Below are 13,962 nucleotides of genomic sequence, written 5' to 3' on the forward strand. Positions count from 1 at the left end.
TTAATAGGTTTATGAAAAAACTCTGTTTATTAACGGTGTTAATGGCGGTGCTTACCATCGTTTGTTTCACGTCTGTGGGATGCACAGACAAGAAGCCTGCGCCTGCCATTGATTCGGCTTCATCCGACTCGGTGATTGCCGACACCCAAGCGATGGACTCTACAGAACAACTGATAGAGGAGACTCCGATGCCAAAGGCGGCTGACGAGCTTTTTGATGATTTCGTGTTTAATTTTGCAGCTAACAGAAAGTTGCAGAAAAGTCGTATTGTCTTCCCGCTGCCGGTATATCACGGTAAGAAACTGACCAAGAAGATAGAAAAAAAACATTGGAAGATGGAGCATTTCTTCATGCGCCAGGATTATTACACGCTGATCTTTGATAATCAGAAACAGATGAAACTGATGAAGGATACTACTATCGATCATGTAGTAATAGAAAAGGTGTTCTATAGTAGAAAGACAGTTCAGCAGTTTGTGTTTAATCGCATCAATGGTCAGTGGATGATGACTAGCATCTGCTACGTGCCTATGTATCAGAATAATAATGCCAGTTTCCTGAAGTTTTACGGCCATTTTGCTACTGATACCGCTTTCCAGGCTCGCCATATCCATAATCCGGTGAAGTTTACCGGTCCTGATCCTGATGATGATTTCAGTACGATGACAGGCGATATAGACCCGGAAACATGGCCTGCCTTTGCGCCTCAACTGCCTCACGGCATGATTTACAATATAATCTATGGTCAGAAATATACCGAGAGCAACCGGAAAATCTTCGTGATTCGTGGTATTGCCAATGGTATGGAAACCTCTCTTACTTTCAAAAAGAGTGGAGGTAAATGGGAACTGATCAAACTGAATATGTAGCTTTTTAGTTAGTAGTAATAGTTTTAACCAGATATGAAGGATATTCGTAACTACAGCCTTTTGGCTCACAATACGTTTGGCATCGATGCCAAATGCAGCAGATTTCTGGAGTATGAATCGGTTGAGGAAGCCCGGCAGATAGTGAGTTTGCTGACAGAGGCAGATCAGCCGCTGCTTATTCTGGGCGGTGGCAGCAATCTCTTGCTGACCGGTGATTATGCAGGTACAGTGCTCCATTCGGCTATTATGGGTATTGAGGTTCTAGACAACAAGACTTTGGCAGCTGCAGAGGGGGATGATGCTTTGTGCAATCCGGATTGGGTATTCCTTTCCTGTGGTAGTGGTGAGGTGTTTGATGATGTGGTAGCTTATGCCGTAGAGCATGGCTATCATGGAGCGGAGAATCTGAGTATTATTCCGGGTGAAGTAGGTGCCAGCGCGGTCCAGAATATCGGTGCCTATGGTGTGGAAGCCAAGGATATTATATATAAGGTGGAAGCGGTTGAGATAGATACGGGTAGGGTAGTGGTGTTTGATAATGCTGACTGCGAGTATAGTTACCGTCAGAGTAAATTTAAGCATGACTGGAAGGATAAGTATCTTGTAACGCATGTGGTTTACCGTTTGCAGAAGACCTTCCGCCCGGATCTGGATTATGGTAATATCCGTTCTGCGCTCGAGGCTAAGCATATTGCTGAGCCTACAGCCCAGCAGCTTCGTGACGTCATCATAGAAATTAGAGAGGCAAAATTGCCTGATCCTAAAGTGTTGGGTAATGCAGGCAGTTTCTTTATGAATCCTATTGTAGAGAAGGCTAAGTACGAAGAACTGGCTGCTCTTTATCCGGGTATGCCTCATTATACCATCGATGAATCTCATGAAAAGATTCCGGCTGGCTGGATGATTGATCAGTGTGGCTGGAAGGGAAAGAGTCTGGGACGGGCCGGTGTGCATGATAAGCAGGCACTGGTGATAGTGAATCGTGGCGGTGCTACGGGCGAGGAAATCGTAAAACTCTGTAAGACCATCCAGGATGATGTGAAGCAGAAGTTTGGTATAGAGATTCATCCGGAAGTGAATGTGAAGTGAAGAATTCGGTTGTTTTCAGAAAAATATTTGATAATTAATGAAGGTTACTTTATTAGGTACAGGCACATCGGGCGGTGTTCCTTCGTTGGGATGTAACTGTGAAGTGTGCCGAAGTACGGATCCGCATGATAAAAGATTGCGTAGTGCGGCAATGATAGAAACGGAGAATACCCGTATTCTGATAGATGCCGGACCTGATATCCGACAGCAGTTGTTGCGTGTGCCTTTCAGAAAGATAGATGGCGTCCTGGTTACGCATATCCATTATGACCATGTTGGTGGCATAGATGATTTGCGCCCTTTCTGTATCTTTGGTGATATCAATATCTATGGCGATGAAATCGTTACTGCGGGGCTGCCTCATACGATGCCTTACTGCTTTCCGAAGAATGCAGAAAAACTCTATCCGGGAGCTCCTAAACTCAAATTGCATACCATTCATCCGCATGAGCATTATCAGATAGGTGACATTGAGTTTGTTCCTATCCGTGTGATGCACGATAAGATGCCTATTCTCGGCTATCGGTTTGGTAAGTTTGCCTATATTACTGATATGAAATCTATGGGCGATGAAGAATATGCTTATTTGGAAGGCGTGGAAATGCTCGTAATTAACGCACTCAGATTTGAGAAAACACATCACAGTCATCAGCTTGTATCTGATGCTATTGAGGTGTCGCGCAGGATAGGAGCAAAACATACTTATTTTATCCATGTGACTCATCAGATAGGTTTTCACGATGAGGCGAATAAAAGGCTGCCCGAAGGCTTTGAATTTGGCTTCGATGGAATGGAGATATATGTAGAAAAAGAATGATTTTTATCGAAAAAGGCTTAAAAATAGGTCTATAAAAGTTAATTAAACTAAAATAATGGGTCTTTTGCTAAGAAAAATTTGCGAGTATCATAGATTATTTCTATATTTGCATGTGTGTTTTTCATAGTATTAGATTTAAGGTTAACAAGGTATTGGGGTCGCAGCGGCGACCCTTTTTTGTTTTTATCCCCTTTTGGATGACTAAAAGATACCTTTTTTCAAGGCATCTTTCCTTTCCCCAAAACGGTATATGATTCATCTCTTCCGAGGTTTGAATCTCCGGTAAAGTTTCCAAGCCAACAGTGCACCGTCGAATGCTCCTGCTCCCACCTGCAGCAAACTCTGCAGTCGCTTGCTAGGACTCGTATTGCGTGACAGGATTGCAGGTTTTGTGAAAAGCGAGTTCCATAAAGTCTGAATCTTGGCATCATCGGCATCAATTTCCTTGCGTATCGCCTCTTTTTTGAGTCGGATATCGTTTAAGGAATTATATTCTGTGATTTCTGAATGATTTGTCATGTTGCGAAAAGGAGATTATTTTTCCATTAAGAGGCTGGCCAGAAATCTGACCAATGGTCTCTCGATCCACTTATGGCGGAAAATTACAAATAATATTAATATAAATAGGTATACTGCAGCAACAATGCAGAATCCGAAAGTCAGACTACCTATTAAGTCTGCCAATACAAAAGCAGCGCCAAAGGATAGGTAAATGAGGGTAAGCGTAAGTAAACCCAGGAGTACCAAGGTCATGGTAATGACTGTAAGCAGGCGTACCACCTTATCCACAATATCGAGCTTCAGAAATTCGCTCTGAAGCCCGATGTAATGTTTAAGCACCTCAATGAGCTGCCCGATAGTTTCTACATTTTTATCGTTAGAGAACATCATGATAGGTGATGATTAAACCTCAGGAGCAGCGTCCTTGATATCGTCAACCAGATCATCAACGTCCTTACGGCTCAACTTGATGTCGTGCTTCTTGCAGAAATCGTCTACTGCACCTGCAATCTTACTACGTGTATCCTCACCCTTCTCAGGAGCGAAAATCAAACCGAGTGCTGTACCAGCGATAGCACCGCCGAGGAAAGCACCAATGTAACCTAATGTTTTCATATGCTATAAATTTTAAACGTTAAACGATTATCTTCTTGTCATTTTCATTTGACAATGCAAATATACTAAATTCTCTTTAAAAAACAAGCCTTTTAGCCTTAATTTTTCATTAAAAATGTTTTAATAGCCTTATTTAACAAACTTTAGGCGGCATATTCTTCGTTTTTCGGGCATTTTTTTGTATTTTCGCAGAGTAAAAAACGCATAACGCGAAATTTATATTGAATGAACAACAAAAATAAACAATAAAACGAATAAGAATTATGAAGAAAATTACAGTATTAAGCATGGGTATGTGTGCAGTTTTGGCGCTTGCAAGTTGTGGTACATCTAAGGAAAGTGCATATAAGAAGGCATATGAGAAGGCTCAGCAGCAGGAACAGCAGGCAGCTCAGGCTCCTGTTGCTCAGGAACCAGTTGTAGCTCCTCTCGAGACTCAGGCTCCTTCTGATGAGCAGACAGAGGTTGATAATGCTACTGTTCGTTCTGAGGATGTTTCTCTCATCTCAGGTTCTGGTTTGTCAAGCTATAGCGTAGTAGTTGGTTCTTTCTCTCTCAAGGCTAACGCTGAGGGATTGGCTAGTACATTGAAGAGCGCTGGCTACGATGCTCAGATTGCCCTGAACACAGAGCGTAACATGTATCGCGTGGTAGCTTCTACATTTGCTGATAAGGCTGCTGCTGTCAAGAGCCGCAATCAGCTTCGCGCTGGTAAGTATCCTGATGCTTGGTTACTCCTTAAGAAGTAAACTGATATTATATAAGGATAAGATATCCGTAGATTAATGCGAATTTTATCTATAGATTACGGTAAAAAACGTACCGGACTGGCTGTGACCGACCCATTGCAGATTATTGCCAATGGGTTGGCCACTGTTTCTACACATGAACTTTTCACTTATATCGAAACTTATATTCAGAAAGAACAGGTGGAGCGCATTGTTATCGGAAAACCGATGCAACCTAACGGGCAGCCAAGTGAAAACCTGGCAAGAGTAGAAAACTTCTACAACCGTTGGCGAAAGGCTCATCCTGAAATTCCAATTGAATATTATGACGAGAGATTTACATCAGTCCTGGCACATAGAGCCATGATAGATGGAGGTGTAAAGAAGAAAGTGAGAAAAGAAAATAAAGGATTGGTAGACGAGATAAGTGCTACCATCATATTACAGGATTATTTGCAATCAAGAAGATAATGATTTTACCGATTTATATTTATGGTCAGCCAGTGCTGAGAAAAGTGGCTGAAGATATTACACCTGATTATCCAGATCTCAAGGTGTTGATTAATAATATGTATGAAACCCTTGATTCCAGCAACGGCATCGGACTGGCTGCACCTCAGATTGGCTTGCCTATCCGCCTCGTTGTTATCGACCTGGATGTGCTCAGCGAGGATTTCCCTGAGTATAAAGGATTCCGTCATGCTTTCATCAATGCCCATATCCTAGAGCGCGATGAGGAAAATACCGACTCTTCTGAAGAGGGATGTCTTTCTATTCCTGGTATCAATGAGAAGGTGGTTCGTCCTACACGCATCCATGTAAAGTATATGGATGAGGATTTTAATGAACATGATGAGTGGATAGAGGGATATCTGGCTCGCGTGATGCAGCATGAATTCGACCATTTGGAGGGTACAATGTTTGTTGACCGTGTGTCTCCTCTTCGCAAGAACATGATAGCAGGAAAGCTCAAGAGTATCATCAAGGGCAATTTCCGTGCTGCCTATCGTACTAAGATACGTCGATAGTTCTTCCGAAAATATAGTAAGCTTCATGGTAATCGTGACGATTGGGCTTACTATATTTTTTTATTCTACATTCAATAGGTTTTATTTCAGAGAGTTACGAACAGATGAAGAAGATTCTCTTAGTTCTTTTTATGGTAATGGGTGCCATGTCGACTTCTGCCCAATATCGTGTAGACCGACTTGTTACGGCCGGTCGGAGTGCTTTGTATTATGAGGATTTCGTCCTTTCAATCAAGTATTTTAATCTGGCTATCGGTGCCAAGCCTTATCTGTATGAGCCTTGGTATTACCGCAGTGTGGCAAAATTTAATCTGGATGACTTTACGGGTGCCGAAAGTGATGCCAGCGAGGCGTTGCATCTTAATCCCTATATCAATGATATTTATGACTTGAGAGCCATCTGTCGCATCAGACAAAACAGGTTTGATGATGCGATAGCTGACTATAATGAGGCTATCAGACTGGAACCGCGCAACCGAAATTACTGGTTCAACCGGGCTATCTGCCAGATGGAAAACAAAAAGTATGAGGCGGCGCAGCAGGAACTGGATACCATCGTGGGAAAATGGAAAGACTGGTCGAATGCTTATTCGCTCAAAGCTGAAGTGTATCTGCATCAGAAAGATACCGTGCAGGCTGAGAAATGGCTAGACAAGAGTCTGCAGCTCAATCCGTATGATGGGGATGCCTGGACTACGCGTGCCTATATGGCGCTGGCTAGAAAGGAATGGAAAACGGCTGATGAGGCATTTACCAAGAGTCTGCATTTCAAACCTAACAATGTGAACAGTTACATTAACCGTGCTTTGGTGCGTATCAATCTGAATAACCTCAGGGGGGCGATGAGCGATTATGACAATGCCCTTGATCTGGATCCGAACAATTTCCTGGCTCATTATAATAGAGGACTGATGCGTGTACAGTTGGGTGATGATAACCGTGCTATCACCGATTTCGACTTCATTATCAAGATGGAACCCCAGAACTTCATGGCTATCTTCAACCGAGCTCTATTGCATGACAAGACCGGTAATCTGAGAGCAGCCATCAAGGATTATACTATGGTTATCAACCAGTTCCCTAACTTCTGGACCGGTTTGTCTAACCGTGCCAGCTGTTACCGACGCCTGGGCATGACAGCCAAGGCAGAGATGGATGAATTCCGTATCTTCAAGGCGCAGATGAACAAGCATATCGGAATCCAGCCGAGATGGAGCGCAAAGACCAAGAAGGAGATGCGTAAGCGCTCTGAGGTTGACCCGAATAAGTTTGCTTCGCTGGTAGTAGATGACGAACCGAAGTATGAACACAACTATAAGAGCGAGTATCGTGGTAAGGTTCAGAACCGTCAGGTAGAAACCGCCTTCCTGCCGATGTATCAGCTCTCTTATTTCCCAAACAATCAGAATGTAAATGGAGTTCAGGCTTATGACAAGGAGGTTGATGCGCTCAATCAGCATACCAAGGCAGACAAGGTTTATATCGTTTGCAGTAAGGAGCAACTCGATGAGAATGGTTCTATGAAGATATTCTCGATGATTGATAAACTTTCGGCAGAGTTGAGTGTGGCGAGCGATAATGAAACCAGAAAACGTCTCCTGATGCGCAGGGCCATCGCTCATAGTGTACTTCGTGATTTTGAGGCTGCCATCAGTGATTTCACCTATTATATTTCGCTCGATGACAAGAACTCTTTGGCTTACTGGCAGCGTGCTGTCTGCCAGGCTGAGATGGATGAATTTAACAAGGCAGAGGGCAAGGGTGTTCTGAACATCCATTCTGCCGAGGCTGATTTCAGTGATGCCATCCGCCAGAACAGCAACAATGCTTACATCTATTATAATAGAGGTAATCTTCATGCAGGCAGAAACGAACTATCAAAGGCAATAGATGATTATACCATTGCCTTGAGAATTGATAACCGCCTTGCAGAGGCTTATTATAATAGAGGTATAGCACGAGCCAAGAGTGGCAATAAGCAGACTGCCATCCAGGATCTTTCAAAGGCAGGAGAACTTGGTTTGTATGATGCTTATTCTGTGATCAAGCGCTTGAATAAGTCGAAATAAAAAAATCCCGCAGATTTCTCTGCGGGATTTTTTTATGGTTATTTCTGTATTCCGGTTTTATATTCTCGTTACCTGCTTAACGCCCTTCACGGCGCTCAGTTTCTTGATGAGTGCATCAGTCTTGCCGGCATCATCAATCATCACGGTAACATTGCCTGAGAAGAGACCATCCTTGGAAGAGATGTTGATGCCTCGCATGATGAGTTTGTCTTCCTTGGAAATGATGTTGGTGATGTTGCTCACGATACCGATATCGTCGTTTCCGATGATGCGGAGCGTGATGGCATACTTGGATGTTCCCTTGCCGCTCCATTTCGCCTTCACGATGCGGTAACCGAAACGGCGGCGCAGTTCCTTGGCGTTAGGACAATCCATGCGATGTACCTTGATACCCTTGCTGATGGTAACGAATCCGAAGATTGGGTCGCCGTAGATAGGGTGGCAGCAATGAGCCAGCTCGAAATCGATGCCCTTGAGGTGCTCATCGATAACCAGTACATCGTCGCTCTGCTTCATCAGTTCCTCGGTAGGATTCTCAAACTCAAAATTCTCTGCGCTTTCTGCAGGCTTGTTGGTATTGGCGAGGTTCAGGTCGTGGTCGCGCTCCTCTATGTATCTCTCGATGATGCTGTTCACGTCGATTTTCTCCTCGGCTACATCCTTATAGAAGTCTGAATTCTCCTTATATCCCATTTTCTTGATGATACGCGCCATGATGCTCTCATCAATTTCCAGTTTCCTGTTCTTGAATCGGCGCTCCAGAAGTTCCTTGGCATAGAGGCCGTCCTTCTTCTGGGTTTCCTTCAGTGCTAGACGAATCTTGGCCTTAGCCTTGGATGTCTGCACGATGTTGAGCCATTCGCGGCGTGGCTTCTGGTTGCTCTGTGTGAGGATTTCTACCTGATCTCCCGAATGGAGTTCCTGTCGGAAGGTGACGGCTCTTCCGTTAATCTTTCCGCCCACACAGGTATTGCCGATGCGGGAGTGGATATAGTAGGCAAAGTCGAGTACCGTAGCTCCCTTCTGGAAGTTCAGCAGGTCGCCCTTTGGAGTGAACACGTATACTTCGTCTTCCTTCAGGTCGGTGGTAAACTGGTCCATCAGCTGCAGATCATCGTTGCTTTCCAAGGCAGCACGGATATTGGCAAGCCATTCGTCGATGCCGCCTTCTCCCTGCTTGATGCCCTTGTAGCGCCAGTGGGCAGCAAGTCCGTGCTCTGCAATATCGTCCATGCGCTCGGTTCTGATCTGTACCTCTACCCATTTGTTTTCAGGACCCAGTACTGTGGTATGCAGACTTTCATAACCGTTGCTCTTAGGCACGCTGAGCCAGTCGCGCATACGCTTTGGGTTTGGCTGATACATGTCGGTGATGAGGGCAAAGGTCTGCCAGCACTGCATATACTCTTTCTCTCTTGGTGCATCGAGGATTATACGGATGGCAAAGAGATCGTATACACCCTCGAAGGCGCACTTCTGCTTCTTCATCTTCTGCCAGATGGAGTGGATGCTCTTGGTGCGGCCTTTCATGTGATATTTCAGACCGGCAGCATCGAGCTTTTCCTGGATTGGCTGGATGAAGCGGGCAATATAGGCATCGCGCGAAGCCTTGGTGGCGTTCAGTTTGTCCTTTATCATATAGTAGGCATCGTGCTCGAGATACTTCAGACTGAGGTCTTCCAGTTCGCTCTTCAGTTTGTAGAGTCCCAGTTTGTGGGCGAGTGGGGCATAGAGGTAGCTTGCCTCTTCGCTTACTTCATGCTTTGCCTCTTCCTGTTTGGTATCGCGTATCTGTCTCATCACATTCACGCGGTCGGCAATCATGATGAGGATGACGCGCATATCCTCAGAGAATGAGATAAGCAGATTTCTGAAGTTCTCGCTCTCGATGATAGGGTTACGCTTATATAAATCGTGGATGCGGAGTAGACCACTGATAATGTGGGCTACGCTATCTCCGTATTTCTTCTGTATCTCTTCGATGGTCTGATAGCCATCGATGACGCTGGTCTGCATCAGGATGGCGATGATGCCATCTCTTTTCAGACCTATCTCGTTTACTGCGATTTCTGCGGTTTGCAGGGCAGCGAGTATTGGATTCATTCCAAAGACATTGCGCTTAATCTGATGGTTGATGAAGGCATGCTGTATGTCTTCACGCAGATGCTGCTCATCGCCTGGCTTGAATGTATCGCCCACGGCGGTTCTCAGGCGCTCCAGTATCTGGAGTGTCTGCTCCTTTTCTTCGGATGTGAATTTAAAAGTAGTTTCATTCATTGTCGTTCCCTCCTGCTGATGATATATTTATTGAGTTGTTATAACTCGTCTATCCACTTCTGACCTGATTTCGTGTTGAGCCAGATGGCGAAGCTGGTTCCTATTACCATCATGATAAACATGAATAGAGTAAATACTTCCATAATTAAAAATTTTAATCGTTATATTTCATTACTTTGTTTGCTGCATAGGCGAACATAAAAGCAGATAATGTACCAAATGCTAGACAGAGATAATTGAATACTGCTATTTCTCCACCTGTGACAAGTGGTGATAAACCACCGATTCCTGTTCCGCTAAGAACAAGATTAGACACTCCATAAAGATAGTGTGATAGGCCTGTTCTGCGGTCGTGCTCTTTTGATAATTTACTAACCATATCTGAAAGATCCTATTTTAAATTTGACAAACAATGGCGATTCGGCGTTAAAAAACGCCTACTTCGTTAAATTTTCAATGCAAAGGTACAAAAAAAAGCGGAAATATTTCTGATTATCAGAAAAAACTATTATCTTTGTAGCACATATAGTGTAAATTTAACATAAATATGGTATTATGAATCAGCAAGATCTAAACCAAATCTCTGCTCGCGGTATCTCCGAGCAGCAGATTGAACACCAGTTGGAACAAATCAAGAATGGCTTCCCATTCCTCAAGCTCGAGGGTGCGGCTGCCATCGGTAAGGGTATCATGGCTCCTACAGCTCAGGAAGTAAAGAACTACGAGAAGACGTGGAACGACTACAAGGCTGAGGGTCACAAGATTGTGAAGTTCGTACCTGCTTCAGGTGCGGCAAGCCGCATGTTCAAGAACATGTTTGCATTCCTCGATGCTCCATACGATGTTCCTACTACTGACTTCGAAAAACAATTCTTCGAGAATATCAAGAAGTTTGCTTTCCGCAAGGCACTCTGCGATAAGTGCCATGTAAACAACGAGAAGGGCATCATGTGCCTTATCAAGAAGGGTGATTACAAGGCTATCGTGGCTAATCTCCTCAAGCCAGAGGGATTGAACTACGGTCAGTTGCCTAAGGGATTACTCCAGTTCCACGAGTATGAGGACGAGGTTCGCACTCCAATGGAGGAGCATCTGGTTGAGGCTGCGCTCTATGCTAGCAGCAACGGCGAGGCAAACGTTCACTTCACCGTTTCTCACGACCACCTGGAACTCTTCAAGCAGATGGTAGCTGAGAAGGCTGATAAGTATGCACAGCGCTACGGCATCAAGTTTAATATCTCATTCTCAGAACAGAAGCCTAGCACCGATACCATCGCTGCCAATCCAGACAATACTCCTTTCCGTAACGAGGATGGCTCTTTACTGTTCCGTCCGGGCGGTCATGGCGCACTCATCGAGAACCTCAACGAGATTGATGCTGATGTGGTATTCATCAAGAATATAGACAATGTGGTTCCTGATCGCCTGAAGGCTGAGACTGTTACCTGGAAGCAGGTGATTGCAGGTGTATTGGTTACTCTGCAGAAGCAGGCTTTCGATTATCTGAAGGTTTTGGATTCTGGTCAGTACAACCATGAGAAGCTGGAGGAGATTATCCGCTTCGTTCAGCGCGACCTCTGCTGCCGCAAGGATGATATCAAGGAGCTGGAGGATGCCGAACTGGTTATCTATCTGCGTAAGAAGTTGAACCGTCCTATGCGTGTCTGCGGTGTCGTTAAGAACGTGGGCGAGCCTGGTGGTGGTCCATTCCTTACTTATAACCAGGATGGTACCGTAAGTCTTCAGATTCTGGAGAGCTCTCAGATTGACAAGAATAACGAGGAGTATATGAAGATGTTTACCGAGGGTACTCACTTCAATCCAGTAGATCTCGTCTGCGCTACCAAGGATTACCAGGGCAAAGCCTTCGATCTTCCTAAGTTTGTTGATCCATCTACCGGTTTCATCTCTAGCAAGAGTAAGAATGGCAAGGATTTGAAGGCACTCGAGTTGCCAGGTCTCTGGAATGGTGCGATGAGTGACTGGAATACAGTATTCGTAGAGGTTCCTCTTGGTACATTCAACCCAGTGAAGACCGTGAACGATCTGCTCCGCGACCAGCATCAGGCTGTAGAGGGTGGCATCAAGCACGAGCATCATCACGGAGAGGGCGGCTGCTGTGGTAAGCACTAATATCCGATTCCGTATATCTCGTTGATAAGATATAAACACAATAAAGGCTCAGTTCCCGATTTTATTCGAGGATTGAGCCTTTATCATTGAGCTAATAATGTGTCTGCTAAAAATTATAAGATGTTCTGAATCAAATAAAATAGCCTCATGTTTCATGTCTGCTAAAGAAAACTATCTGATACAAAGGATAGGAATCCTAAGCAGGAAGTTCTTAGTTGTACCAAATTTCTCCGCCTAATACTGTTGGATACTCTTCAGCTGTTGTTCTTTCTACAGGAGCCGCAATTTCTACGAACTCACCATACTCCTTTACTTTGTTAATGTTCATAATTTGTAGGTTTTGTTGATTTATTAATTTATATTACGGATTGGTATCTATTAAGGATACTGATCTTTTACTTTTTTTCTACGCTGCAAAGTTACACAAAAAAATGATATGCAACAAGTTTTTTGGCTAAAAATCTGTCGATATTTAACCTTCTTTAAAAGTTTCCTGCAATACTATTCTGTTTTAGTAGAATATTTTTGTTTGTATTTCGCTAAATACCTCATAATGAGCGGGTAAATGACAGCCTTCTAATCTATAGCTTAATCGTATACACTATTAGGAGGCTGTCATTTACTTCCATTGCTTCATTATATGGATGAAGATTTCACCTTATATTATATAGAGATTTCGCCCGCCAGAGATTCTGTCAGTTTTTCTCTTACCTTTTTATTGTCAGCATATCTTCCCTGCAGATACATCATCTTGGTGACCATAGCCTCTACCGTAGAATCGTATCCGCTTATCACATGAGCAGCTTTCAACTGGAAGCCGGCTCCGTAGCGTTCCATCTCTACACTGCCCGTAAGACATTGGCTGATATTCACGATGTTTACTCCGCGATGGGCAGCCTGATCCAGAAGACGCATGATCCATGGCGTGTGAGGAGCATTACCTGAACCGAAAGTACGCATCACGATGCCGCGGAGGTCTGGTGATTCCATCACGTGGCGCACAATGTTATCCTGGATACCCGGGAAGAGACTGAACACGATGACGTTCGGATCGAGCTTCAGATGTGGAACCATTGGCTTTCTGTAATCCGGCGTAAGAATGTGATGGTCGTGATATTGGAAATTGATTCCTACATCGCAGAGGTGAGGGTAGTTGAATGATTCGAAAGCATGAAATCCCTCGGCATTGATCTTGATGGCACGGTTACCGCGAATCAGCTTGCCGTTGAAGAAAATGCATACCTCGGGCACCATCGGGCGTCCTTCAGCATTCTTGGAAGAAGCAATCTCGATGGCTGTCATCAGATTCTCCTTGCCGTCGGTTCGCAATTCACCGATAGGCAACTGGCTACCTGTCAATATTACAGGCTTGGTCAGATTCTCAAGCATGAAAGATAGGGCAGACGAAGTGTAAGCCATAGTATCAGTGCCATGAAGGATTACGAATCCGTCATAGTCGTTGTAGTTGTTGGATATCATGCTTACGATTTCTGCCCAGCGCATAGGATCCATGTCGCTGGAATCGATAGGTGGGTCGAATTTTCGCACATCGATTTCTGCCTGAATGAGCTTGAATTCGGGCATGGAAGAAACGAGGTGATTGAAATCAAGAGGTTCCAGTACACCTGTCATCGGGTCCTTTCCCATTCCGATGGTACCACCGGTATAGATGATGAGAATCTTTGGTTTTGCCATTTTCTATGTTTCTTTACATTTTGTCACGTTATCGGATGCAAAGATAATGAAAATATTTGTTTCTCCAAAACTTATTGGCTAAAAATGTATCTGAATTTTACAAAGTGTTACGAAATGTTGGTAGAAAAGCAGATGAAAACT

The 13,962-nt window shown here is 44.2% G+C and carries 14 protein-coding genes; 8 read left to right on the forward strand and 6 right to left on the reverse strand.

Annotated features, from left to right (window positions below; all coding sequences use genetic code 11):
• Positions 1 to 11 precede the first annotated feature (11 nt).
• From NQ544_RS03005 to NQ544_RS03015, 3 genes are read left to right on the forward strand one after another with little or no spacing between them, the layout of a single operon-like run.
• Complete coding sequence (locus NQ544_RS03005; RefSeq protein ID WP_006846882.1) at positions 12 to 869, forward strand: DUF4348 domain-containing protein; 858 nt, start codon at positions 12 to 14, stop codon at positions 867 to 869.
• Between the two features lie 33 nt (positions 870 to 902).
• Complete coding sequence (gene murB / locus NQ544_RS03010; protein ID WP_006846881.1) at positions 903 to 1,958, forward strand: UDP-N-acetylmuramate dehydrogenase; 1,056 nt, start codon at positions 903 to 905, stop codon at positions 1,956 to 1,958.
• 37 nt (positions 1,959 to 1,995) lie between these two features.
• Complete coding sequence (locus NQ544_RS03015; protein WP_040552634.1) at positions 1,996 to 2,775, forward strand: MBL fold metallo-hydrolase; 780 nt, start codon at positions 1,996 to 1,998, stop codon at positions 2,773 to 2,775.
• 255 nt (positions 2,776 to 3,030) lie between these two features.
• Here the strand turns inward: NQ544_RS03015 and NQ544_RS03020 are convergent, their stop codons facing one another.
• The 3 genes from NQ544_RS03020 to NQ544_RS03030 are packed head-to-tail and all read right to left on the reverse strand — an operon-like array spanning position 3,031 to position 3,891.
• Entirely contained in the window at positions 3,031 to 3,294 is a 264-nt protein-coding gene (locus NQ544_RS03020) for a hypothetical protein (protein ID WP_006846879.1), read from the reverse strand.
• A gap of 15 nt (positions 3,295 to 3,309) precedes the next feature.
• Positions 3,310 to 3,663 (reverse strand): hypothetical protein, encoded by a 354-nt coding sequence (locus NQ544_RS03025; protein ID WP_040552793.1) that lies wholly within the window; start codon positions 3,661 to 3,663, stop codon positions 3,310 to 3,312.
• A 15-nt stretch (positions 3,664 to 3,678) separates the two neighbouring features.
• Positions 3,679 to 3,891 (reverse strand): YtxH domain-containing protein, encoded by a 213-nt coding sequence (locus tag NQ544_RS03030; RefSeq protein WP_006846877.1) that lies wholly within the window; start codon positions 3,889 to 3,891, stop codon positions 3,679 to 3,681.
• Between the two features lie 263 nt (positions 3,892 to 4,154).
• Between NQ544_RS03030 and NQ544_RS03035 the strand changes: the two genes are divergently transcribed.
• The 4 genes from NQ544_RS03035 (at position 4,155) to NQ544_RS03050 (ending at position 7,716) form a co-directional block, all read left to right on the forward strand.
• On the forward strand, positions 4,155 to 4,640 hold the full coding sequence (locus tag NQ544_RS03035) for an SPOR domain-containing protein (protein WP_006846876.1): 486 nt from the start codon (positions 4,155 to 4,157) through the stop codon (positions 4,638 to 4,640).
• 36 nt (positions 4,641 to 4,676) lie between these two features.
• Positions 4,677 to 5,090 carry a Holliday junction resolvase RuvX gene (gene ruvX / locus NQ544_RS03040; RefSeq protein WP_006846875.1) on the forward strand — a complete coding sequence of 138 codons (414 nt, stop codon included), beginning with the start codon at positions 4,677 to 4,679 and terminating at the stop codon, positions 5,088 to 5,090.
• Positions 5,090 to 5,647 (forward strand): peptide deformylase, encoded by a 558-nt coding sequence (gene def, locus NQ544_RS03045; protein WP_006846874.1) that lies wholly within the window; start codon positions 5,090 to 5,092, stop codon positions 5,645 to 5,647. Before ruvX ends, def begins: the two co-directional genes overlap by 1 nt.
• 104 nt (positions 5,648 to 5,751) lie before the next feature.
• Positions 5,752 to 7,716, forward strand: a complete 1,965-nt coding sequence (locus NQ544_RS03050; protein WP_006846873.1) for a tetratricopeptide repeat protein — start codon at positions 5,752 to 5,754, stop codon at positions 7,714 to 7,716.
• Positions 7,717 to 7,773: 57 nt separating this feature from the next.
• Here the strand turns inward: NQ544_RS03050 and NQ544_RS03055 are convergent, their stop codons facing one another.
• The gene (locus NQ544_RS03055; protein ID WP_006846872.1) at positions 7,774 to 9,993 is read right to left on the reverse strand and encodes a RelA/SpoT family protein; all 2,220 of its coding nucleotides are present in this window, start codon (positions 9,991 to 9,993) and stop codon (positions 7,774 to 7,776) included.
• A gap of 154 nt (positions 9,994 to 10,147) precedes the next feature.
• Entirely contained in the window at positions 10,148 to 10,372 is a 225-nt protein-coding gene (locus NQ544_RS03060) for a hypothetical protein (protein ID WP_153133981.1), read from the reverse strand.
• A 176-nt stretch (positions 10,373 to 10,548) separates the two neighbouring features.
• Here NQ544_RS03060 and NQ544_RS03065 point away from each other — a divergent pair, with 176 nt between their 5' ends.
• A complete protein-coding gene (locus NQ544_RS03065; protein WP_006846870.1) occupies positions 10,549 to 12,126 on the forward strand; it encodes a DUF4301 family protein in 1,578 nt (525 codons plus the stop codon).
• A 663-nt stretch (positions 12,127 to 12,789) separates the two neighbouring features.
• Here NQ544_RS03065 and NQ544_RS03070 read toward each other — a convergent pair.
• Positions 12,790 to 13,821 carry an asparaginase gene (locus NQ544_RS03070; RefSeq protein WP_006846869.1) on the reverse strand — a complete coding sequence of 344 codons (1,032 nt, stop codon included), beginning with the start codon at positions 13,819 to 13,821 and terminating at the stop codon, positions 12,790 to 12,792.
• Between the last annotated feature and the right edge of the window lie 141 nt (positions 13,822 to 13,962).

The sequence above is a fragment of the Segatella copri DSM 18205 genome, from assembly GCF_025151535.1.
In the GTDB taxonomy this organism is placed as follows: Bacteria; Bacteroidota; Bacteroidia; order Bacteroidales; family Bacteroidaceae; genus Prevotella; species Prevotella copri.

Coding starts and splice junctions, on each gene's coding strand:
- NQ544_RS03005 (WP_006846882.1), top strand. CDS start 12: ATGAAAAAACTCTGTTTATTAACGGTGTTAATGGCGGTGCTTACCATC.
- murB (WP_006846881.1), top strand. CDS start 903: ATGAAGGATATTCGTAACTACAGCCTTTTGGCTCACAATACGTTTGGC.
- NQ544_RS03015 (WP_040552634.1), top strand. CDS start 1,996: ATGAAGGTTACTTTATTAGGTACAGGCACATCGGGCGGTGTTCCTTCG.
- NQ544_RS03020 (WP_006846879.1), bottom strand. CDS start 3,294: ATGACAAATCATTCAGAAATCACAGAATATAATTCCTTAAACGATATC.
- NQ544_RS03025 (WP_040552793.1), bottom strand. CDS start 3,663: ATGTTCTCTAACGATAAAAATGTAGAAACTATCGGGCAGCTCATTGAG.
- NQ544_RS03030 (WP_006846877.1), bottom strand. CDS start 3,891: ATGAAAACATTAGGTTACATTGGTGCTTTCCTCGGCGGTGCTATCGCT.
- NQ544_RS03035 (WP_006846876.1), top strand. CDS start 4,155: ATGAAGAAAATTACAGTATTAAGCATGGGTATGTGTGCAGTTTTGGCG.
- ruvX (WP_006846875.1), top strand. CDS start 4,677: ATGCGAATTTTATCTATAGATTACGGTAAAAAACGTACCGGACTGGCT.
- def (WP_006846874.1), top strand. CDS start 5,090: ATGATTTTACCGATTTATATTTATGGTCAGCCAGTGCTGAGAAAAGTG.
- NQ544_RS03050 (WP_006846873.1), top strand. CDS start 5,752: ATGAAGAAGATTCTCTTAGTTCTTTTTATGGTAATGGGTGCCATGTCG.
- NQ544_RS03055 (WP_006846872.1), bottom strand. CDS start 9,993: ATGAATGAAACTACTTTTAAATTCACATCCGAAGAAAAGGAGCAGACA.
- NQ544_RS03060 (WP_153133981.1), bottom strand. CDS start 10,372: ATGGTTAGTAAATTATCAAAAGAGCACGACCGCAGAACAGGCCTATCA.
- NQ544_RS03065 (WP_006846870.1), top strand. CDS start 10,549: ATGAATCAGCAAGATCTAAACCAAATCTCTGCTCGCGGTATCTCCGAG.
- NQ544_RS03070 (WP_006846869.1), bottom strand. CDS start 13,821: ATGGCAAAACCAAAGATTCTCATCATCTATACCGGTGGTACCATCGGA.